This window comes from Microbacterium sp. C5A9, assembly GCF_022627955.1.
In the GTDB taxonomy this organism is placed as follows: Bacteria; Actinomycetota; Actinomycetes; order Actinomycetales; family Microbacteriaceae; genus Microbacterium.
The window spans coordinates 147,773-169,028 of record NZ_JABXGD010000006.1 but is presented as its reverse complement, the minus strand read 5'-3'; the positions used below and the strand labels follow the sequence as shown (position 1 = coordinate 169,028).

The 21,256-nt window shown below is 68.0% G+C and carries 18 protein-coding genes; 16 read left to right on the top strand and 2 right to left on the bottom strand.

Annotation, left to right across the window (positions count from 1 at the left end; all coding sequences use genetic code 11):
* Positions 1–10 precede the first annotated feature (10 nt).
* A complete protein-coding gene (locus tag HWD99_RS12690) occupies positions 11–379 on the bottom strand; it encodes a VOC family protein (RefSeq protein ID WP_241796620.1) in 369 nt (122 codons plus the stop codon).
* A gap of 63 nt (positions 380–442) precedes the next feature.
* Here HWD99_RS12690 and HWD99_RS12685 point away from each other — a divergent pair, with 63 nt between their 5' ends.
* The 9 genes from HWD99_RS12685 (at position 443) to HWD99_RS12645 (ending at position 11,656) form a co-directional block, all read left to right on the top strand.
* A complete protein-coding gene (locus HWD99_RS12685; protein ID WP_241796619.1) occupies positions 443–883 on the top strand; it encodes a MarR family winged helix-turn-helix transcriptional regulator in 441 nt (146 codons plus the stop codon).
* A gap of 181 nt (positions 884–1,064) precedes the next feature.
* Positions 1,065–2,729 (top strand): ABC transporter substrate-binding protein, encoded by a 1,665-nt coding sequence (locus HWD99_RS12680; RefSeq protein ID WP_241796617.1) that lies wholly within the window; start codon positions 1,065–1,067, stop codon positions 2,727–2,729.
* On the top strand, positions 2,729–3,709 hold the full coding sequence (locus HWD99_RS12675; protein WP_241796616.1) for an ABC transporter permease: 981 nt from the start codon (positions 2,729–2,731) through the stop codon (positions 3,707–3,709). The genes HWD99_RS12680 and HWD99_RS12675 overlap by 1 nt, the downstream gene beginning before the upstream one ends.
* Positions 3,706–4,620 (top strand): ABC transporter permease, encoded by a 915-nt coding sequence (locus HWD99_RS12670; RefSeq protein ID WP_241796614.1) that lies wholly within the window; start codon positions 3,706–3,708, stop codon positions 4,618–4,620. The genes HWD99_RS12675 and HWD99_RS12670 overlap by 4 nt, the downstream gene beginning before the upstream one ends.
* Positions 4,617–6,347, top strand: coding sequence for an ABC transporter ATP-binding protein (locus HWD99_RS12665; RefSeq protein ID WP_241796612.1), 1,731 nt, complete (start codon positions 4,617–4,619; stop codon positions 6,345–6,347). The genes HWD99_RS12670 and HWD99_RS12665 overlap by 4 nt, the downstream gene beginning before the upstream one ends.
* A gap of 32 nt (positions 6,348–6,379) precedes the next feature.
* Positions 6,380–7,549, top strand: coding sequence for a glycoside hydrolase family 1 protein (locus HWD99_RS12660; protein WP_241796611.1), 1,170 nt, complete (start codon positions 6,380–6,382; stop codon positions 7,547–7,549).
* 43 nt (positions 7,550–7,592) lie between these two features.
* Positions 7,593–9,134, top strand: a complete 1,542-nt coding sequence (locus HWD99_RS12655) for a molybdopterin-dependent oxidoreductase (RefSeq protein ID WP_241796610.1) — start codon at positions 7,593–7,595, stop codon at positions 9,132–9,134.
* 38 nt (positions 9,135–9,172) lie between these two features.
* Complete coding sequence (gene metG / locus HWD99_RS12650; RefSeq protein ID WP_241796609.1) at positions 9,173–10,750, top strand: methionine--tRNA ligase; 1,578 nt, start codon at positions 9,173–9,175, stop codon at positions 10,748–10,750.
* Positions 10,751–10,753: 3 nt separating this feature from the next.
* Positions 10,754–11,656: a TatD family hydrolase gene (locus tag HWD99_RS12645; RefSeq protein WP_241796607.1), complete on the top strand. Its 903-nt coding sequence runs from the start codon at positions 10,754–10,756 to the stop codon at positions 11,654–11,656.
* Here HWD99_RS12645 and HWD99_RS12640 read toward each other — a convergent pair.
* Positions 11,638–12,915, bottom strand: a complete 1,278-nt coding sequence (locus HWD99_RS12640; RefSeq protein ID WP_241796606.1) for an MFS transporter — start codon at positions 12,913–12,915, stop codon at positions 11,638–11,640. The two genes, HWD99_RS12645 and HWD99_RS12640, sit on opposite strands and share 19 nt — an antisense overlap.
* A 73-nt stretch (positions 12,916–12,988) precedes the next feature.
* Here HWD99_RS12640 and rsmA point away from each other — a divergent pair, with 73 nt between their 5' ends.
* From rsmA to HWD99_RS12605, 7 genes are all read left to right on the top strand, one after another.
* The gene (rsmA, locus tag HWD99_RS12635; RefSeq protein WP_241796605.1) at positions 12,989–13,858 is read left to right on the top strand and encodes a 16S rRNA (adenine(1518)-N(6)/adenine(1519)-N(6))-dimethyltransferase RsmA; all 870 of its coding nucleotides are present in this window, start codon (positions 12,989–12,991) and stop codon (positions 13,856–13,858) included.
* A gap of 9 nt (positions 13,859–13,867) precedes the next feature.
* Positions 13,868–14,935, top strand: a complete 1,068-nt coding sequence (locus HWD99_RS12630; RefSeq protein WP_241796604.1) for an aldo/keto reductase — start codon at positions 13,868–13,870, stop codon at positions 14,933–14,935.
* Between the two features lie 13 nt (positions 14,936–14,948).
* Positions 14,949–15,881 (top strand): 4-(cytidine 5'-diphospho)-2-C-methyl-D-erythritol kinase, encoded by a 933-nt coding sequence (locus tag HWD99_RS12625; protein WP_241796602.1) that lies wholly within the window; start codon positions 14,949–14,951, stop codon positions 15,879–15,881.
* Between the two features lie 88 nt (positions 15,882–15,969).
* On the top strand, positions 15,970–16,983 hold the full coding sequence (locus HWD99_RS12620; RefSeq protein ID WP_241796601.1) for a LacI family DNA-binding transcriptional regulator: 1,014 nt from the start codon (positions 15,970–15,972) through the stop codon (positions 16,981–16,983).
* Between the two features lie 155 nt (positions 16,984–17,138).
* Entirely contained in the window at positions 17,139–18,659 is a 1,521-nt protein-coding gene (gene mmsA / locus HWD99_RS12615) for a multiple monosaccharide ABC transporter ATP-binding protein (protein ID WP_274618250.1), read from the top strand.
* Positions 18,656–20,014, top strand: a complete 1,359-nt coding sequence (gene mmsB / locus HWD99_RS12610; protein WP_241796600.1) for a multiple monosaccharide ABC transporter permease — start codon at positions 18,656–18,658, stop codon at positions 20,012–20,014. Before mmsA ends, mmsB begins: the two co-directional genes overlap by 4 nt.
* 61 nt (positions 20,015–20,075) lie before the next feature.
* A complete protein-coding gene (locus HWD99_RS12605) occupies positions 20,076–21,197 on the top strand; it encodes a sugar-binding protein (protein WP_241796598.1) in 1,122 nt (373 codons plus the stop codon).
* Positions 21,198–21,256: the final 59 nt, after the last annotated feature.

Below are 21,256 nucleotides of genomic sequence, written 5' to 3'. Positions count from 1 at the left end.
CGTCCGGCGCTCAGGCGCGGTCGTGCAGCGTGATGCGGTATCCGTCGGGGTCGGCGAACGTGAAGGTGCGGCCGAACGGTCCGTCGATCGGCGCCGCGACGATCGTGTGGCCGTCGGCCAGGAGGGCGTCGTGGATGCCCTGTACGTCCGTCGCGTGCAGCCAGATCGCCGCCCCGATCCCGGGCTGGTCGACGGAATCGAGATCGGTGCCCGGCACGAGATCGCGCAGTGCGAAGGCGATGGGCGTCGTCTCGAACACGACGGCATGGGGCGGGCCGGCCTGCGAGCGGACGAGTCCGAGGTACTGCTCGTAGAACGCCTGGGATGCCGCGAGGTCGCGGGTCTGGAGCGAGAGGAAGTCGGGGCCGGTGACGGGCATGATGAGTCTCTTTCCGTACGTGTCAGTTATCTGACATGCATGAGCGTATGTCAGACTACTGACATGCGTCAAGACGGCATCGACCTCGACACCTCGCTCGGGTATCTGCTCAAGGAGGCGGCGAGCGCTCTGCGTTCGGCGATGGAGGAGGTGCTCCGACCGCTCGGGATGACCATCACGCATTACTCCTGCCTGGAGCTGCTCGCGCAGCGGCCGGGGATGTCGAACTCCGAGCTCGCGCGAGGGGCGTTCGTGACGCGCCAGTCCATGAACGTCCTGCTGCAGTCGCTCGAGAAGGACGGCTACGTCACCCGGCCCGGCGCGGCGCCCGCGGGGAGGGTCCTGCCCGCGACTCTCACCGAGCGGGGACGGCGGAGTCTCGCGCAGGCGACGGCCGCCGTGCGGTCGGTGGAGGTCCGGATGCTGTCGGGCATGACGGATGCGGAACAGCAGGCCGCTCTTCGCGCCCTGCGCAGCATGGTGAGATCTCTCCGAGAGGGCTGACGCGAGGGCGGATCTGGCACCGCTCCCACTCCGGCGGCGAGTGTGATGAGGTCGCCGGCCGGCTTGTCAAGGGCTTGCATCCGCGAAATGTATGCGCTTACACTGACTGATGCGGCCACGGCCGTGGGGCGCCCCGACCCGCGGGACCCCCTTCATGACACAGACGACATGAGGTGGCAGTGTGGCGAAGACGCACATGCTCCGACGCTGGCGGAGAGCCGCGATCGTGGGACTGGCGGCAGCGGCCGTCGTGCTCAGCGGTTGCAGCATCCAGATCAGTTCGCAGCCCGATCCATCGATCGGCGACGACACGATGCTCATCAACGCGGACAAGGGGAATCCCTTCTTCACGCGGAACTTCAACCCGTATCTCACCAACACGCGCACCGCGTCGCGGTGGATCTACGAGCCGCTGATCCTGGTGAACCCGCTCGACGGAACCCTGAACCCGTGGCTGGCGACCGAGTGGTCGCAGCCCGACGCGCGCACGATCGTGATGACGATCCGCGACGGCGTCGAGTGGAGCGACGGCGAGGAGCTGACGCCCGACGACGTCGCCTTCACGTTCCAGCTGCTGAAGGACAACCCCTCGCTCGACATCAAGGGCGCGTGGCAGCACCTCGAGAGCGTCGAGACCGACGGCTCCGACGTCATCATGCACCTGCAGACCGAGGACGCCCCGTCGCTGTCGATCCTGGGCCTCACGATGATCGTCCCCGAGCACATCTGGGCCGACGTCAAGGACCCGGGGACGTTCCGCAACGAGGATCCGGTCGGCACCGGACCCTTCGTGCTCGGCAACTACAACGACCAGCAGTACTCGGTGGACAAGAACCCCGACTACTGGCAGGCCGACAAGATCGAGATCGAGCACATCATCCTCCCCTCGACGAACTCGCAGCTCGACACGGTCACCCGCGGCTACGACTGGGCCTACTCGTTCATCTCCGATGTCGAGGGCACCTGGGGCGCCGCGAGCCCCGACAACGCCTGGTGGTTCCCGCCGGGAGGCGTGATCGGCCTGATGCCCAACCTCGAGATCGCACCGTTCGATGACGTGAACGTGCGTCGAGGCATCGCGCTCGCGCTCGATCGCGAGGAGATCGCCGAGACCGCCTCGGAGGGCTACATGCAGCCCGCCGGCCAGACCGGGCTCATCCTGCCGAACCAGGAGGAGTACCTCGACCCGAGCATCCCCGACCAGGGCATGCTCACCCAGGATGCGGATGCGTCTCTGGCGGCCTTCGCCGAGGCCGGGTACACGCTGCAGGGCGACCAGCTCGTGGGCGCGGACGGGAAGCAGCTCGAGTTCGCGCTGACGACCGCCAACGGCTACTCCGACTGGACCCGCGCCGCGCAGACGGTGCAGCGTCAGCTCGCCGAGGTCGGCGTCAAGGTGACCCTCAAGCTCCCGCAGCCGGCCGGCTATCAGAGCGCCATCAGCAACGGCGACTTCGAGATGGCGATCGGCGGCATGGGCAACGGAGACGTCTACCAGGCGTACAACAACCTGCTCTCGAGCGAGTTCTACGTGCCCTCCGGTGAGGCCACCGCCAACAACTTCGAGCGGTATCGCTCGGACGAGGCGGACGCCCTGCTCGCCGAGTACCGCGAGACCGTCGACCCCGCCCGTCAGGCGGAGATCGTGAACGAGCTGCAGGGCATCGTCTACGACGAGCTGCCCGTGATCGGCCTGTACTACGGCGGCATCTGGGGTCTGTTCAACGACTCCAAGTTCACCGGCTGGCCCACAGAGGACGACCCCTACATGATTCCGCAGAACTACGACTCGGCGCCGCTGATGATCTTCACCAGGCTCGAGCGCGTGAAGGGGGATGACGACTGATGAAGTACGTCCTTCAGAAGCTCGGCCTCTTCGTGCTCACGCTGTGGGCGGCGGTCACGCTGAACTTCTTCCTCCCGCGGCTCATGCCCGGCTCGCCCGCCGACGCCGCCATCGCCAAGCTCGCTCAGAACGGACCCGTGTCCGATGCGACGCGCGCCGCGATCGAGGCCCAGCTGGGTGTGCCCACCGGCTCGATCTGGGACCAGTACGTGACCTACCTCGGTCAGGTCGCCCGGCTCGACTTCGGCGTCTCGTACACGTTCTACCCGCAGAGCGTCTCGAGCATGGTCTCGACCGCGCTGCCGTACACGATCGGCCTGGTCGGCATCGTCACGATCCTCGCGTTCGTGATCGGCACCCTGATCGGCGTCGCCGCGGCCTGGCGTCGCGGCACGTGGCTCGACTCCCTGCCGACGCTGACCGGGTCGTTCCTCAGCACCTTCCCGTACTTCTGGACCGCGCTGCTGCTGCTGTTCTTCTTCGGGTACGTGCTGCACTGGTTCCCGACGACGGGCGCCTATGCGGCGACGACGACACCGGCGTTCACCTGGGACTTCATCGTCGACCTCGTGCAGCATGCGGTGCTGCCGGCGCTGACGATCCTGCTGACCTCTCTCGGCGGATGGATCATCGGTATGCGCAACGCGATGATCAACACGCTCGGTGAGGACTACGTGACCTTCGCCGAGGCCAACGGTCTCCGCGGACGCACTATCGCCGTCCGGTATGCCGCACGCAACGCGATCCTGCCGAACCTCACCGGCTTCGGGCTCACGCTCGGCGGTGTGGTCGGAGGGTCGATCCTCGTGGAGCAGGTGTTCGGGTACCCGGGCATCGGCTATCTGCTCTTCAACGCCGTGATCGGGCAGGACTACCCGCTCATGCAGGCGCTCTTCCTGATGATCACCGTGAGCGTGCTCATCGCCAACTTCCTCGTCGACATCCTGTACGGCGTGCTGGATCCAAGGACCCGCCGATGACCTCCACCATGAATGTCAAGGTTCCCTCCGACCGGATCGCGGCTCCCAGCCCGTGGCGCTCGTTCGCCCGGATGGTGGGCACCCTCTGGTCCAACGGCAAGGCCCGACTGGGCCTCATCATCCTCGGGCTGTTCGTGCTCGTCGCGGTGTTCGCACCGCTGCTCGCGCCCTACGGCCCCAAGGAGAACTCCTTCGAGCGCAACGCCGACGCGTCGGCCGCGCACTGGCTCGGCACCACCGCCGCGGGGGAGGACGTGCTGAGTCAGCTGATCTACGGCTCGCAGATCAGCCTGCTCGTCGGCCTCGCCGCCGGCATCCTCTCCACCATCGTCGCCGTGCTGATCGGCCTCAGCTGGGGCTACATGCGCGGATTCCTGGGTGAGGTGGTCGGCTTCATCGTCAACCTCTTCCTCGTGATCCCCGGCCTCCCGCTCATGATCGTGATCGCCGCCTACCTGCAGAACGGCGGCATCCTGATGATCATCGCGGTCATCGTCGTCACCGGATGGGCCTGGGGTGCCCGCGTGCTGCGCAGTCAGACCCAGTCGCTCCGCGGCAACGACTTCGTGACCTCGGCGCAGTTCTCGGGCGACAGCCGGGCGCGCATCGTGTTCCGCGAGATCCTGCCGAACATGACCTCGATCATCGCGGGCACGCTCTTCGGAGCGGCGACCGCGGCGATCCTGGCCGAGGCGGGACTCGAGTTCCTCGGACTCGGCGACTCCAGCATCGTCAGCTGGGGCACCATGCTCTACTGGGCGCAGAACTCCAACTCGCTGCTCACCGGGCAGTGGCTGCTGCTGTTCGCTCCCGGCCTCTGCATCGCGCTGCTCGCGCTGAGCCTGACACTGATCAACTTCGGCGTGGACGGGATCTCCAATCCGCGCCTGCGAGAGGGGAAGGGCCGATGAGCGCCATGACCACGGATGCCGCCACGACCACGGACGACGTGCTGCTGGACGTGCAGGGCCTGTCCGTCGAGTACGCCTCGCCGGGAACCACCCCCGTCACGGCCGTCGAGAACATCTCGTTCACGCTGCGCCGGGGGGAGTTCGTCGGGCTGGTCGGCGAGTCCGGGTCGGGCAAGTCGACGCTCGGCTTCGCCCTCACTCGGCTGCAGAAGCCGCCGGCGCGCATCAGCGACGGACGCATCCTGTTCGACAGCCGCGACATCCGCGACCTGAACGCCGAGGAGCTGCGCAGGCAGCGCCAGGGCGGGTTCGCGATGGTGCTGCAGTCGGGCATGAACGCCCTGAACCCGGTGCGCACGATCGGGAACCACTTCCACGACATCTTCGCGGCTCACGGGCACGTCGCCCGGGAGAACCGGGATGCCAGGGCGCGCGAGCTGGTCGGCAAGGTCGGCCTCGACCCGGTCGTGCTCTCGCGCTACCCGGGCGAGCTCTCGGGCGGAATGCGTCAGCGCGCCTCGATCGCGCTGGCACTCTCGCTCGAGCCGCAGCTCATGGTCTTCGACGAGCCGACCACCGCACTCGACGTGCTCGTGCAGCACGCCGTCATGGACACGATCAAGGAGCTGCAGCGCTCCGAGCACTTCACCGCGATCCTCATCAGTCACGACCTCGGCATCGTGCTCGAGGCCACCGACCGGGTGATGGTGATGCACGAGGGGCGGATCGTCGAAGACGCACCGAGCCTCGACATCCTGCACCGTCCGCAGGACGAGTACACGCGGATGCTGCTGAGTCACTACGCCGACCCTCGCGCCGAGTCGATCTCGATCCCCGGGTTCGTCGACCTCGGCACGCGCCGCAAGGAGGGGCGGTCGCGCACCGACCTGACCGAGACCCTGCCCACGGTGTCGCAGCGCGACACCCGGCGGGCGGATGCCGCGATCGTGGTCGAGGGCGTGTCGAAGCGCTACCCCGCGCCGCGTCGTGGCGAAGACCCCGTCGTCGCGGTCGACGACGTGTCGTTCCGGCTCGAGCCCGGCGAGGCACTCGCCCTCGTGGGTGCCTCCGGCTCGGGCAAGTCGACCCTCGCCAAGCTGATCACCGGCGTCGAGAAGCCGACCGAGGGCACCGTGCGCTTCGGCGACGTCGACGTCGCGACCCTGCGTCGCACGGGTCTGCGCGACCTGCGCAAGGACGTGCAGATGGTGTTCCAGGACCCGTATGCCGCACTCAATCCGCTGCACACCGTCGAGTACGCGCTGAGTCGCCCCGTGCGCAACTACACGTCGCTGCGCGGCGACGAGGCGCGGGCCCGCGTGCTCGAGCTGCTCGAGACCGTCGGCCTGACCCCGGTCGAGCAGTTCGCGGCCAAGCTGCCGCATCAGCTCTCCGGCGGTCAGCGCCAGCGCGTGGTCATCGCCCGTGCGCTGGCCAGCGACCCGCAGGTGCTGATCGCCGACGAGCCCGTGTCGATGCTCGACGTGTCGCTGCGCGCCGGCGTGCTCGCGCTGCTCGAGGACCTGCGTGAGAGATGGGGCATCAGCATGCTCTACATCACGCACGACCTGCTCAGCGCGCGCCTCGTCACCGAGAACATCCTCGTGCTCAACAGCGGCCGCGTCGTCGAACGCGGCGAGACCTCGCAGGTCCTGCAGCATCCCGAGGACCCGTACACCGTGCAGCTGCTCGACGCCGTGCCCAACCCGGCGCGCGCCGAGCGCTGACCGACGACCATCGCAAGACGAAAGGAGCACTCGTGCTCACATTCCCTGACGGCTTTCTCTGGGGCGCTGCGACCGCAGCCCATCAGGTGGAGGGGAACAACACGACCAGCAACTGGTGGACCATGGAGCACGCTCCCGGCTCGCCGATGGTGGAGCCCTCGGGCGACGCGGCCGACCACTTCCACCGGTACCCGGAGGACATGCGTCTGCTGGCCGACGCCGGCCTGAACTCGTACCGGTTCTCGGTGGAGTGGGCCCGCATCGAGCCGGAGCGCGGGTTCGTCTCGCGCGCGATGCTCGACCACTACCGCCGCATGATCGACACGGCCCGTGAGAACGGGCTCGACCCGACCGTGACCCTGATGCACTTCACGGTGCCGCAGTGGTTCCAGAAGGACGGTTTCTGGCGTGCGGATGACGCGGTCGACCTGTTCTCCCGCTACGTCGAGACGGTGCTGCCGATCCTCGAGGGCGTGAAGTACGTCTGCACCATCAACGAGCCGAACATCGCGGCGATGCTCGCCGGGGGAGAGGATGCGGCGAACCTCGTCGCATACGGCCTGCCGAACCCCGACCTCGCGGTCGCCGACACTCTGCTCGACGCGCACCACCGGGCATCCGAGATCCTGCACTCCGTCTCGGGCGTGCAGGCCGGATGGACGATCGCGACGCAGGCGTTCCACTCCACCGGCGAGCCCGGTGCCGATGAGATGCTCGCGACCTACGGCGACCCGCGCGACCACTGGTACCTCGACCAGTCCGCCGGCGACGACTTCGTCGGAGTGCAGGCCTACACGCGCACCTTCATCGGGCCGGAGGGCCCGCGGCCCGTCGCCGACGACGTCGAGACGACCCTGACCGGCTGGGAGTTCTTCCCCGAGGCGCTCGAGCTCGGTGTGCGCAGCGCCTGGGAGCGCAGCGGCGGCGTGCCGGTGCTCGTGACCGAGAACGGCATCGCGACCGCCGATGACACCCGTCGCGTGGCGTACACGCAGGGTGCGCTCGAGGGGCTGCACCGCGCGATCTCCGACGGCATCGAGGTCAAGGCGTACCAGCACTGGAGCGCGCTCGACAACTACGAGTGGGCCAGCGGGTTCCGGCCGACGTTCGGTCTGATCGGCTTCGACCACGAGACGTTCGAGCGCTTCCCGAAGCCGTCGCTCGCCTGGCTCGGCGAGGTCGCGCGTCGCAACGGCCTCTGAGCCGGACGACCCCGGGGCGCTGCCCCGGGGTTACCCTCGGATCATGAGTCATGCAGCCCGGACGACGCGCGGCGACAGGCTCCGATCGGCGGCCGCCGGGCTGAGCGCGGCGGTCGTCGCGGTCGGCCTGGCGGAGCTCGTCGCCGCGGTCGTCGAGCCGAGCGCGAGTCCGTTCGCCGTGATCGGCGGCGGACTCATCGACCTCGCCCCGAGCTGGGCGAAGGACACGGCCATCGCGCTGTTCGGCACGGGCGACAAGATCGCCCTGATCACCGGCATCGCCCTGGTGCTCGCCGGGGTGGCGGCACTCGCCGGCATCCTCGAATCCCGTCGCGCGGGTGTGGGATCCGTGATCCTCGCGGCTCTCGGGGTTCTCGCGCTGGTGGCCGCGATGATCCGTCCGGGCGCGGGCCCCTTCGCCTGGTTGCCCGGGCTCGTCGCGGGTGTCACGGCGGTCGTCGCGCTGCGCCTGCTCATGCGCGCGCTGCATCCGGTCCCGTATCTTCGCGCCGAGCATGAGGAGCGCAGGCGGTTCCTGCTCTGGACCGTCGGCGTCGCGGCCACCGGCGCGGTGGCGCTCGTCGTCGGCACGGCGGCCCGCGGGGTGACCCGGTCGATCGAGGCCGTCCGCGATGCGCTGCGGCTGCCGGCGCCGAGCAATGCCGCGCCGGCCGTCCCTGCGGCCGCTGAGCTGGACATCCCCGGCCTCGCCCCGGTCGTGACGTCGAACACCGACTTCTACCGCATCGACACCGCGCTGATCGTGCCGCGGATCGACCCCGCCGACTGGTCGCTGCGCATCACCGGGATGGTCGAGCGCGAGATCGAGATCTCGTGGGACGAGCTGCTCGCGCTGCCGATGCAGGAGTCTCACGTCACACTCGCGTGCGTGTCGAACGAGGTGGGCGGAGACCTGATCGGCAACGCCCTCTGGCTCGGTCACCCGGTGCGCGAGCTGCTCGCCCGGGCGGGTGTCGACCCGGATGCCGACATGGTGCTCTCGCGGTCCTCGGACGGATTCACGGCCTCGACCCCGCTCGAAGCGCTCACGGACGATCGTGACGCCCTGCTGGCCGTCGGCATGAACGGCGAGCCGCTGCCGATCGAGCACGGCTTCCCGGTGCGCATGGTCGTGCCGGGGCTGTACGGATACGTGTCGGCGACGAAGTGGGTGACCGAGCTCGAGGTCACCCGGTTCGATCGCGCGACCGCGTACTGGACCGACCGCGGATGGTCGGAGCGGGGTCCGGTCAAGCTGCAGTCCCGCATCGACGTGCCGAGCCGGGGCCAGCGGATCGAGGCGGGCGACGCGGTCATCGCCGGCATGGCGTGGCAGCAGCACGTGGGCATCGCGGGCGTCGAGGTGCGTGTCGATGACGGTCCGTGGCGCCGCGCCGAGCTCGCGACCGCGATCTCGGCCGACACCTGGGTGCAGTGGCGTCTGCCCTGGTCGGCGCAGAGCGGTGCGCACGCGATCGAGTGCCGTGCGCTCAGCGCCGAGGGAGAGACCCAGACCTCGGATCCTGCGGACGTCGTGCCCGACGGCGCCCAGGGGTGGCACCGCATCGAGGTGTCGGTCGCCTGAGCGTCACGACACCCGTCATCCCGCCTAGAATCGATCCCATGCCCGCAGGCGAATCCTTCTATATCACCACGCCCATCTACTACCCCTCCGATGTGCCCCACATCGGCCACGGGTACACCTCGGTGGCGGTCGACGCGCTCGCGCGCTGGCACCGTCAGGGCGGCGATGACACCTGGATGCTGACGGGCACCGACGAGCACGGCCAGAAGATGCTCCGTGCCGCCGCGGCGAACAGCGTCACCCCGCAGGAGTGGGTCGACAAGCTCGTCAGCGAGGCCTGGTTCCCGCTGCTGAAGACCCTCGACGTCGCGAACGACGACTTCATCCGCACCACGCAGGAGCGGCATGAGGAGCGCGTCAAGAAGTTCGTGCAGGCGATCTACGACCGCGGCTACATCTACGCCGGCGAGTACGAGGCCCTCTACTGTGTGGGCTGCGAGGAGTTCAAGCCCGAGTCCGAGATCCTCGACGGCACCGGTCCGTTCGAGGGCCTCAAGGTCTGCGCGATCCACTCCAAGCCCCTCGAGCTGCTGCAGGAGAAGAACTACTTCTTCAAGCTCAGCGAGTTCCAGGACCGGCTGCTCGAGCTGTACAAGACCCAGCCCGACTTCATCCGTCCCGAGTCCGCGCGCAACGAGGTCGTCTCGTTCGTGCGTCAGGGCCTGAAGGACCTGTCGATCTCGCGGTCGGCGTTCGACTGGGGCATCGAGGTGCCGTGGGATTCTTCTCACGTCATCTACGTGTGGGTCGACGCGCTGCTCAACTACGCCACCGCCGTCGGCTACGGCGACGACCCCGAGACCTTCGACCGTCGCTGGCCCGCCTACCATGTGGTCGGCAAGGACATCCTGCGCTTCCACGCGGTGATCTGGCCCGCCATGCTGATGGCCGCCGGTGTCGATGTCCCCAAGGGCGTGTTCGCGCACGGCTGGCTGCTGGTCGGCGGCGAGAAGATGTCGAAGTCGAAGCTCACCGGCATCGCACCGACCGAGATCACCGACGTGTTCGGCTCCGACGCCTACCGCTTCTACTTCCTGTCGGCGATCGCCTTCGGCCAGGACGGCTCGTTCTCGTGGGAGGACCTCGCCGCTCGCTATCAGGCCGAGCTCGCCAACGGCTTCGGCAACCTCGCCTCGCGCACCACCGCCATGATCGAGAAGTACTTCGAGGGCATCGTGCCGCCGCCCGCCGAGTACCTCGAGCAGGATCTGGTGATCCAGCGCCTGGTCGCACGGGCGACCACCGACGCGGACGCCGCGGTCGAGCAGTTCCGCATCGACGAGGCCATCCGCGCGATCTGGACCATCGTCGATGCGCTCAACGGCTACATCACCGAGAACGAGCCGTGGGCGCTGGCCCGCGACGAGGCTCAGCGCGAGCGCCTCGGTACCGTGCTGTACACCTGCGCCGAGGGGCTGCGCGCGCTCGCCGTGCTGCTCTCGCCGGTCATGCCGCAGTCGACCGAGAAGCTGTGGGTCGCGCTCGGCGCCGCCGAGAGCCTGGGCCGCCTGCAGGACCAGCCGATCCGCGAGGCCGGCGCGTGGGGCGTGCTGCGTCCCGGCACCAGCGTCAACGGTCTCTCGCCGCTGTTCCCGCGGGTGGAGTCGGCCTCCTGAGCCATGACCGAGTCCACGCCTGAGACGTACGTGCAGCGACGTGACGGCGACGGGCGCAAGGATCTGCGGTATCCCGCGGCCCCTGAGCCCCTCGCCGTCCCGGTCTATGACAACCACGCGCACCTCGAGATCGTCGACGGCGACGAGCCGCTGTCACTGACCGAGCAGCTCGACCGTGCCGAGGCCGTGGGCATCGCGGGGGTCGTGCAGGCGTCGGGCGACATCGAGTCGTCGCGGTGGGCGGTCGAGGCCGCCGCATCCGATCCTCGCGTGCTCGCGGCCGTCGCGATCCACCCGAACGACGCGCCCGCGTATGCCGAGGCCGGCCGCCTCGGCGGTGTCGGGCTCGACGAGGCGATCGCGGTGATCGACGAGTTCGCCGCGCATCCGCGCACCCGGGCGATCGGCGAGACGGGACTCGACTTCTTCCGCACCGAGCCCGAGCGTCGGGCGCCGCAGTTCGAGTCCTTCGAGGCGCACATCGCCCTCGCCAAGAAGCACGGCATCGCGATGCAGATCCACGATCGCGATGCGCACGACGCGGTGCTCGAGACGCTGACGCGGGTCGGCGCTCCCGAGACGACCGTGTTCCACTGCTTCTCGGGCGACGACGCGATGGCCAGGATCTGTGCGGATGCCGGCTACCACCTGTCGTTCGCGGGCAACGTCACCTTCAAGAACGCGCAGAACCTGCGGGATGCCCTGAAGGTCACGCCGCTCGATCGCATCCTCGTCGAGACCGATGCGCCGTTCCTGACCCCGACACCGCTGCGCGGCCGACCGAACGCCCCGTACCTGGTGCCGATCACGGTGCGGTTCATGGCGGCGGAGCTCGGCATCGAGGTCGACGAGCTATCGACGCAGCTCGCCGCCAACACGCTGCGGGTCTACGGTTCGTTCGACTGAATCTCGATCGCCTGCGTGTCGGAGAGGGGCTTCGCCGAGACGATCTGAGAGATCGGCTTCCAGACGAGCACCAGAGTGAGCGCGGCGCCGGCGAACGCGAACCACCAGGGGGCGGTCAGACCCCAGACCTGTGCGATCACTCCGCCCAGTGCCTGTCCGATCACCATGCCCCCGAACACGCCGACCATGTTCACCGAGGCGACCCGGCCCTGCAGCTCGGCGGGCACCAGGCGCTGGCGGACCGTCGTCGAGATCGTGCCCCAGAAGAACGCGTACGCGCCGAACACGAACATGATCACGAGGGCGACCCATCCGATGCTCGTGAGCGCGAAGGCCAGGTGCATGAGCACCTCGAGCGTCAGCACCACGCGCATGAGTGTGGCGAACGACACGTGCCGCTCGAGCCAGCCGAAGCTCAGTGTGGCGAGGATCCCGCCCACGGCGGATGCGGTCGTGAGCGCGCCGTAGCCGACCGCGCCCATGTGCAGGTGCTCCGTGGCGTAGAGCACGAGCACACCCCAGGGAGCAGCCCAGGTCACGTTGAACACCAGGATGATCAGCACGAGCATCCGCACCGGAGGGTTGCGCCAGAGCCAGCGCAGCCCCTCGGCGATGTCGGTGTGCACGTGCGTCCGCACGTCGTCTCCCGCCGACCGGGGAGGCACGGGCGTCCGCGCCATCCGCGAGATCAGCACGACCGCGAGCAGCACGCAGAGCACTTCGACGAGGAACGGCAGCGCCGTGCCCGCGGCGAAGAGGAAGGCGCCGAGCGGCGGGCCCGCGAACTGGTTCGCGACGAGATAGCCGGCCTGCAGGCGCGCGTTGCCGATGCCGAGGTCGGCCGGCTTCACGAGCATCGGCAGCAGTGTGCTCCCCGCCGTGTCGACGAAGACCTCGGCCGTGCCGTAGAGGAAGGCGACCGCGAGCACGATCCAGATGGTGGCGGTGCCGGTCAGGAGGAAGACGCAGAGACCCGCGAGCACGATCGCGCGCGCCCCGTTCGCGACCATCACGAGGCGGCGGCGGTCGAATCGGTCGGCGATCGCACCCGCGTGCAGGCCGAAGAGCAGCCAGGGCAGGAACTGCAGGATGGCACCCGCGGCGACGAGGATCGGCGACGACGTCATCGAGGCGATGAGCAGGGGAGCAGCGGCCAGTGCGACGCCGTCGCCGACGTTGCTCGTCCACGATGACGCGAGCAGCCAGCGGAAATCCCTGCCCATGCGCCGCGGCGCGACCAGTTCACCGAGAGAGGGCATCACAGAAGACTACTGGCCGCCTCGGACACCGGTGGCGGCGTCGACAGCGGCGGGGGTGGGGGACAATGGAGCAATGACTGTCACCCTGCTCGGCGCCACCGAGATCCGCCGCCTCGCCGCCGAGCTCGATGTCACCCCGACCAAGAAGCTCGGCCAGAACTTCGTCGTCGACGCCAACACGGTCCGCAAGATCGTGCAGGCCGCGCGGGTGCAGCCGGGGGAGCGGGTCGTCGAGGTGGGTCCGGGGCTCGGCTCGCTGACTCTCGCGATTCTCGAGACGGGAGCCTCGGTCACCGCGGTCGAGATCGATCATCGGCTCGCCGCGCGCCTGCCGCAGACGGCGGTCGAGCACGGCGTGCCCGCCGAGCGGTTGACGGTGGTGGATGCCGATGCGCTGCGCATCACCGAGCTGCCGGGCGAGCCGACCGTGCTCGTCGCCAACCTGCCGTACAACGTCTCGGTCCCGGTGCTGCTGCACTTCCTCGAGAGCTTCGCGTACCTGAAGCGCGGCGTCGTGATGGTCCAGGCCGAGGTCGCCGAGCGCCTGGCCGCGAAGCCCGGCTCGAAGATCTACGGCTCACCCAGCGTCAAGGCGGCCTGGTACGGCGAGTGGAAGCTCTCCGGCACAGTGTCTCGCCAGGTGTTCTGGCCCGTGCCGAATGTCGACAGCCTCCTCGTGGGGTTCGACCGCGCCGAGGGCGAGCGCGGACCGGAGGATGAACGTCGTCGCACGTTCGCGATCGTCGATGCCGCCTTCAACCAGCGACGCAAGATGCTGCGGCAGGCGCTCTCGGGTCTGTTCGGCAGCTCCGCGGCGGCATCCGAGATCCTGATCGCCGCGGGGGTCGCACCGACCGCACGCGGTGAGGACCTGACGGTCGAGGACTATCACCGTATTGCGCAGCACGTCGCTCGGATCGAAGACCCGGTCGTCACCGACTAATCTGGCACCGTGACCGAATCCCCCCGCTTCCGGCCGAACGTCCCTGAGCTGCACCGACCGTATGCGGCCGACGAGAGTCGCTACCAGCAGTTCGAATACCGGCAGGTCGGCGCCTCCGGGCTCTATCTGCCGCCGATCTCGCTCGGTCTCTGGTGGAACTTCGGCGACAACATCCCGCTCGACAATCAGCGTGAGCTTCTGCGTCACGCGTTCGACCGCGGAATCACGCACTTCGACCTGGCGAACAACTACGGTCCGCCCTACGGGTCGGCCGAGAAGAACTTCGGACGCCTGTTCGCCGAGGACTTCCGCCCATACCGCGACGAGCTGATCATCTCGTCGAAGGCCGGGTGGGACATGTGGCCGGGCCCGTACGGCGACTATGCGAGCCGCAAGTACATCCTGGCGAGCGCCGAGCAGTCGCTCACGCGCATGGGACTCGACTACGTCGACATCTTCTACTCGCACCGCGTCGACCCCGTGACGCCCATCGCCGAGACCGTGGCCGCCCTCGACACGCTCGTGCGTCAGGGCAAGGCGCTCTACGTCGGCATCTCGTCGTACAGCGCCGAGCGCACGGCCGAGGCCCTCGCGGTCGCGAAGGATCTCGGAACGCCGCTCGTGATCCACCAGCCCGCGTACTCGATCCTCAACCGCTGGGTCGAAGACGGCCTCACCGACACCCTCGAGCAGTCCGGTGTCGGCGCGATCGCCTTCACCCCGCTCGCGCAGGGGCTGCTGACCGACAAGTACCTCGGCGACGGCACCGCCGAGCGCGCGCAGAAGCGCGGTTCGCTCCCCGATGCTCCGCTGTCCGACGACGCGGTCCAGACGTTGCGCGCGCTGAACGACATCGCCGCAGAGCGGGGCCAGTCGCTCGCGCAGCGCGCGCTGCAGTGGACGCTGCGCAACCCGGTCGTCGCCTCCGCCCTGGTCGGCGCCTCGCGGCCCGCGCAGCTCGACGAGAACATCGCCGCGCTGCACGGCCCGGCATTCACCGACCAGGAGCTCACTCGCATCGACGAGCTCTCCGGGTCGATCGACGTCGACCTGTGGGCCTCGTCCACGGAGCTCTGACGGGAACCGCATCATGACCTTCGCCGTCTCGCCCCCCGCCGTGCACGTGCGTGCGCCGGGGAAGATCAACCTCTACCTCGGTGTGGGTGGGCGGCACGACGACGGCTACCACGCGCTGGCGACGGTCTTCCAAGCGGTCTCGCTCTATGAGGACGTGACCGCGCGTCACGCCGACGACTTCTCGGTCACCGTGTCGGGGGTCGACGATCCCGCCACGGTGCCGCTCGACGACCGCAACCTCGCGATGCGGGCCGCGAAGCTGCTCGCCACGGCGGCGGAGTACGAGGGAGGAGTCGCCCTCGAGATCCGCAAGAGCGTTCCGGTCGCCGGCGGGATGGGCGGAGGATCGGCGGATGCTGCTGCGGCGCTGGTCGCATGCGATGCCCTCTGGGGCACCGGGTTCTCGACCGCCCGTCTGCACGAGCTGGCGGCGCGTCTCGGCGCCGATGTGCCGTTCGCGCTGCACGGCGGTACGGCGGTCGGCACCGGTCGAGGCGACCAGCTGAACCCCGCGCTGGCGCGCGGGCGGTTCGACTGGGTTCTCGTCCCGAGCGATGCGGGCCTCTCGACGCCGGTCGTCTACGGCAGGCTCGACGCGCTCCGCGAGGAGCACGGCGCTCTCGCCGACGATCCGCCGCTCTCGCTCGATGTGCCGATCCCGGTGCTGCAGGCGCTGCGCTCGGGCGACTCCGAGCTGCTCTCCGAGAGCATCTACAACGACCTCCAGGAAGCGGCGCTCCATGAGCGGCCCGACCTCGAGACGACGATCCTGCGCGGCATCCATGCCGGCGCGCTGCAGGGCATCGTGTCGGGCTCCGGCCCGACGATCGCGCTTCTGTGCGGCAGCCCCGAGAGCGCACAGCACGTGCAGAACGAGCTCCGCGACCGCGGGTTCGATCCTCTGCATGTGCACGGCCCGGTGCCCGGTGCCCGCATCATCGGCTGACGTCGACGCCGCCCCGAGGTGCGTTCGGCGTGCCGTGAGTACATAATGAGATGACGATGTGACCGTGCACATGCAAGGAGGCGATGCAATGTCCACCGCCTCCGAACGTGCTCGCGTGCCGAGCATCCGCGACGTCGCACGACTCGCGGGCGTCTCGCACCAGACCGTCTCCCGAGTGCTCAACGATCACCCGAGTATCCGGCCCGAGACGAAGGCCAAGGTCCTCGACGCGATCTCCGTGCTCGACTACCGACCCAACCTCGCCGCGAGAGCGCTGGTCACGAGCAAGTCGAACATGCTCGGCATCCTGTCGGCGACGGTGGGGGAGTTCGGTCCGACCTCCTCGATCGTCGGCATCGAGGATGCGGCGCGCGAAGAGGGGTACTCCGTCTCGACGCTGAACCTGTCTGCGACCTCGCCCGAGGCGATCGGCAGCGCCCTGCGGCAGCTCACCCGCGAGCAGGTCGACGGCATCGTGGTGCTGGCGCCGCAGGTGCGGGTGTTCCATGTGCTCAGAGGGATGGCGGTCGACATCCCGTTCGTCTCGCTGCAGACCGCCTCGGGCTCCGACGGGGTGAGTCTCTCGGCCGACCAGGTGACGGGTGCACGCACGGCCACCGAGCATCTCATCGGCCTCGGCCACAGCGACATCCTGCACATCGCCGGTCCGCAGGACTGGGTCGAGGCGGAGTCGAGGATGCGCGGCTATCTGGACGCTCTGCGCGAGGCCGATCTGCCGACGTTCCCGCCCATCCGCGGCGATTGGACGGCGGACTTCGGCTACTTCGCCGGACAGGAGCTGTCGCGCAGGCGCGACTTCACGGCCGTGTTCGTCGCCAACGATCAGATGGCGATCGGGCTGCTGCACGGCTTCCGCGACGCCGGCATCCGCGTCCCCGAGGATGTCAGCGTCGTGGGGTTCGACGACATCCCCGTCGCGGCGCACGTGGCGCCGACGCTGAGCACGGTTCATCAGGACTTCCCGGAGCTCGGTCGCAGAGCCGTGCGGATCCTGCTCGCGCAGATCAGGGGTGAGCAGACGCCGGTGTTCGGCCCCCTGCAGACGACCCTGCGCACCAGGGAATCGTCGGCGCCTCGATAAGGCCACATTTTCGTCCGTGGTCTTGACACCGCTTCGGCGAGCGTAGACTATGTAATCCAATGTGAACGGTCACATCGTGAGTGGCCGCCCGTCGCGAGGAAGATCTTGTGAGCACCACAGCAACGTTGCCGGTCGTGTCAGGCCCCATCCTGGAGATGCGCAGCATCACCAAGGAGTTCCCGGGTGTCAAAGCGCTGTCCGATGTGTCCATCACCGTCCGGGCAGGCGAGATCCATGCGATCTGCGGCGAGAACGGCGCGGGAAAGTCGACCCTCATGAAGGTCCTGTCCGGCGTCTACCCGTACGGGTCGTACGAGGGGGAGATCCTGCTCTACGGCGAGGAGCAGCGGTACCGCGACATCGCCGCCAGCGAGCAGGCCGGCATCGCGATCATCCATCAGGAGCTCGCGCTCATCCCCGAGCTCTCGATCACCGAGAACATCTTCCTCGGCAACGAGATCCGTCACTTCGGTCGCATCGACTGGCGGGCGCAGCGTCAGCGCACCGTCGAGCTGCTGGCCCGAGTCGGTCTGCGCGAGGACCCCGATGTGGCGATCAAGACCCTCGGCGTCGGCAAGCAGCAGCTGATCGAGATCGCCAAGGCGCTCAACAAGGACGTCAAGCTGCTGATCCTCGACGAGCCGACCGCCGCGCTGAACGAGAACGACTCGCAGCACCTGCTCGACCTGATCCTCGGCCTCAAGGCCAAGGGCATCGCGTCGATCATGATCAGTCACAAGCTCAACGAGATCGAGCAGATCGCCGACGAGATCACGATCATCCGCGATGGCCGCACGGTCGAGACCCTCGACATCTCGCGGGGCGAGATCAACGAGGATCGGATCATCCGCGGCATGGTCGGCCGGTCGCTCGAGAGCCGGTACCCCGACCGCACCCCCGAGATCGGCGAGGTGTTCTTCGAGGTCAAGGACTGGTGGGTGCAGCACCCGACGGTCTCCGAGCGCATGGTCGTGAAGGGGTCGAACCTCAACGTCCGCCGCGGAGAGGTCGTCGGAATCGCCGGGCTCATGGGCGCCGGCCGCACCGAGTTCATGATGAGCCTGTTCGGTCGCTCCTACGGCACGTTCCTGGGTGGACAGGTCTTCAAGGACGGCCAGGAGATCTCGATGCCCGACGTCTCCTCCGCCATCAGGCACGGGCTCGCCTACGTCAGCGAGGACCGCAAGGTGCTCGGTCTCAATCTGCTCGACACGATCAAGCGCTCGGTCGTGGCGGCGAAGCTCTCCAAGATCTCGCGCCGAGGCGTCGTCGACGAACGGCAGGAGTTCGTGGTCGCCGAGCAGTACCGCAAGGCGCTGCGGATCAAGACGCCGAGCGTCGAAGAGGGTGTCGGCAAGCTCTCGGGAGGGAACCAGCAGAAGGTCGTGCTGGCGCGGTGGATGTTCACCGACCCCGACCTGCTGATCCTCGACGAGCCCACCCGCGGCATCGACGTCGGAGCCAAGTACGAGATCTACGCGATCATCAACGAGCTCGCCTCCCAGGGCAAGGGCGTCATCGTGATCTCCAGTGAGCTGCCCGAACTCCTCGGCATCTCCGACCGCATCTACACCGTCTTCGAAGGTCGGGTCACCGACTGCATCCCGGCCGACCAGGCGACACCCGAGGCCCTCATGCGCAGCATGACCTCCGCGAACCAGAAAGCATCAGCATGACCACCGACCTCACGACAACGAAGCGTGGCTTCCACTTCGGCGACATCCGCAAGATGTTCGGAAGCACCGGCACCTCGTCGCTGCGCCAGTTCGGCATTCTGGGCAGCCTCATCGTCATCATCCTTCTCTTCGAGATCCTGACGCTGCTGCGCAACGGTCCGAACGGTGCGACGCTGACGTCGGGCAACCTGATCAACGTCATCAACCAGTACTCGTTCATCCTGATCCTCGCGATCGGCATGGTGATGGTGATCATCATGGGTCACATCGACCTGTCGGTCGGTTCGGTGGCCGCGTTCACCGGAATCATCGTGGCGAAGTCGATGGCCGACTGGAACCTCCCCTGGCCGGCAGCGATCCTGCTGGGTCTCGGCGTCGGCGCTCTCGTGGGCGCCTGGCAGGGATTCTGGGTCGCGTACGTCGGGGTGCCCGCATTCATCGTGACGCTGGCCGGCATGCTCTTCTTCCGTGGTGCGCAGCAGTGGATCGGCGACGCGCAGACGATCCCGGTCCCCAAGGGGTTCCAGGTCATCGGCACGGGCTATCTGCCGGAGGTGGGGCTTCCCCTCCCGTTCAACGTGCCGACGATGATCCTCGCGCTCGTCGCCGTGGCATGGCTGATCTTCTGGGAGATCCGCACCCGCCGCGTGCAGCACAAGATGGGCTCCGACAGTGCACCCGTGTGGGTGAGCGTCGTCAAGGTCGTGCTCCTCTCCATCGTCGTGCTCGTCGCCGCATGGATGTTCGCGACCGGTCGCCCCGGCACGAGCTTCCCGGTCCCGGGTCTGATCCTGCTGGCGCTCGTCATCATCTACTCGTTCCTGACGCGCAACACCGTGTTCGGTCGTCACATCTACGCCGTCGGCGGCAACCGCCAGGCCGCGCGCCTGTCGGGCGTCAAGGACCGCTGGGTCGACTTCTTCGTCATGATGAACATGTCGATGATGGCCGCCCTCGCCGGCATGATCTTCGTGGCCCGCTCGCAGGCATCCGGACCGAACGACGGCACCGGCTGGGAGCTGGATGCCATCGCCTCGGTGTTCATCGGTGGAGCCGCCGTCGCCGGTGGTATCGGCACGGTGATCGGATCGATCATCGGTGGCCTGGTGATGGCCTTCCTCAACAACGGTCTCGCACTGCTCGGCCAGGGTGCCGACGTCGTCTCGATGATCAAGGGCCTCGTGCTCCTGCTCGCGGTCGGCATCGACGTCTGGAACAAGCAGCAGGGCCGCCCCTCGATCATCGGCTTCATGACGCGCCGCGTCGGCCGCAAGGACGACCCGGAGGCCTCTCCGGTGTTCGAGCCCAACAAGACTTACCAGGCTCCGCCCGTCGACAAGACGCGGAGCGAGTAAGCGGAATCTTCGCGCAGTGCTCGCGCGCAGGATCCGTCAACATCACACAGAAAGAGATCACATGAAGAAGATCATCGTCACAGCGACAGCGCTCGTCGCGACGGCTGCCTTCGCTCTCACCGGCTGCTCGGCCGAGCGAGGCGGGGACACCGGTTCGGGATCGGGCGAAGAGGCCGAAGCCGGATTCGCGGCGGATTCGTCCATCGGCGTCGCGCTTCCGGACAAGACCAGTGAGAACTGGGTCCTCGCCGGCAAGCTCTTCACCGACGGTCTGGAGGAGGCCGGCTTCAAGGCCGACGTCCAGTACGCTCCGGCCAGCAACACGGTCGCCGAGCAGCAGAACCAGATCCAGGCCATGGTCACCAACGGTGCCAAGGTCATCATCATCGGCGCGAAGGACGGCAAGCAGCTGGCCACGCAGGTGCAGGCGGCGAAGGATGCCGGCGCCTACGTGATCGCCTACGACCGTCTCATCGAGAACACCGAGGCCGTCGACTACTACGTCGCGTTCGACAACTTCAAGGTCGGTGAGCTGCAGGGTCAGGCGCTGCTCGACGGTCTCGAGGCTCGTGCGGGCCACGAGGCTCCGTACAACATCGAACTGTTCTCGGGTTCGCCCGACGACGCCAACTCCAAGGTCTTCTTCGACGGTGCGATGAGCGTGCTGCAGGACAAGATCGACGACGGCACGCTGAACGTCGTGTCGGGTCAGACCGAGATCGCGCAGACCGCGACCGAGGGCTGGCTTCCGGAGAACGCGCAGAACCGCATGGACACTCTGCTCACCTCGTCGTACAGCGGTGACACCGTGGTCGACGGTGTGCTGTCGCCGAACGACACCCTGGCTCGCGCCATCATCACCTCGGTGCAGCAGGCCGGCAAGCCGGTTCCGGTCGTCACCGGTCAGGACTCCGAGGTCGAGTCCGTCAAGTCGATCATGGAGGGTGTGCAGTACTCCACGATCAACAAGGACACCACGCTGCTCGTCGAGCAGGCCATCAAGATGGTCGGTCAGCTGCAGAAGGGCGACACCGTCGACGTGAACGACGAGGAGTCGTACGACAACGGCGCCAAGATCGTTCCGGCGTACCTGCTCGACCCGATCATCGTGACCAAGGAGAACGCGGCCGAGGCATACGCCAACGTGCCGAGCCTCCTCGAGATCGTCGAGTCGTACCAGTAAGCGATCCCGCTTTCTTCACGGACGAGCCGTCCGGACCTTCGGGTCCGGGCGGCTCGTTG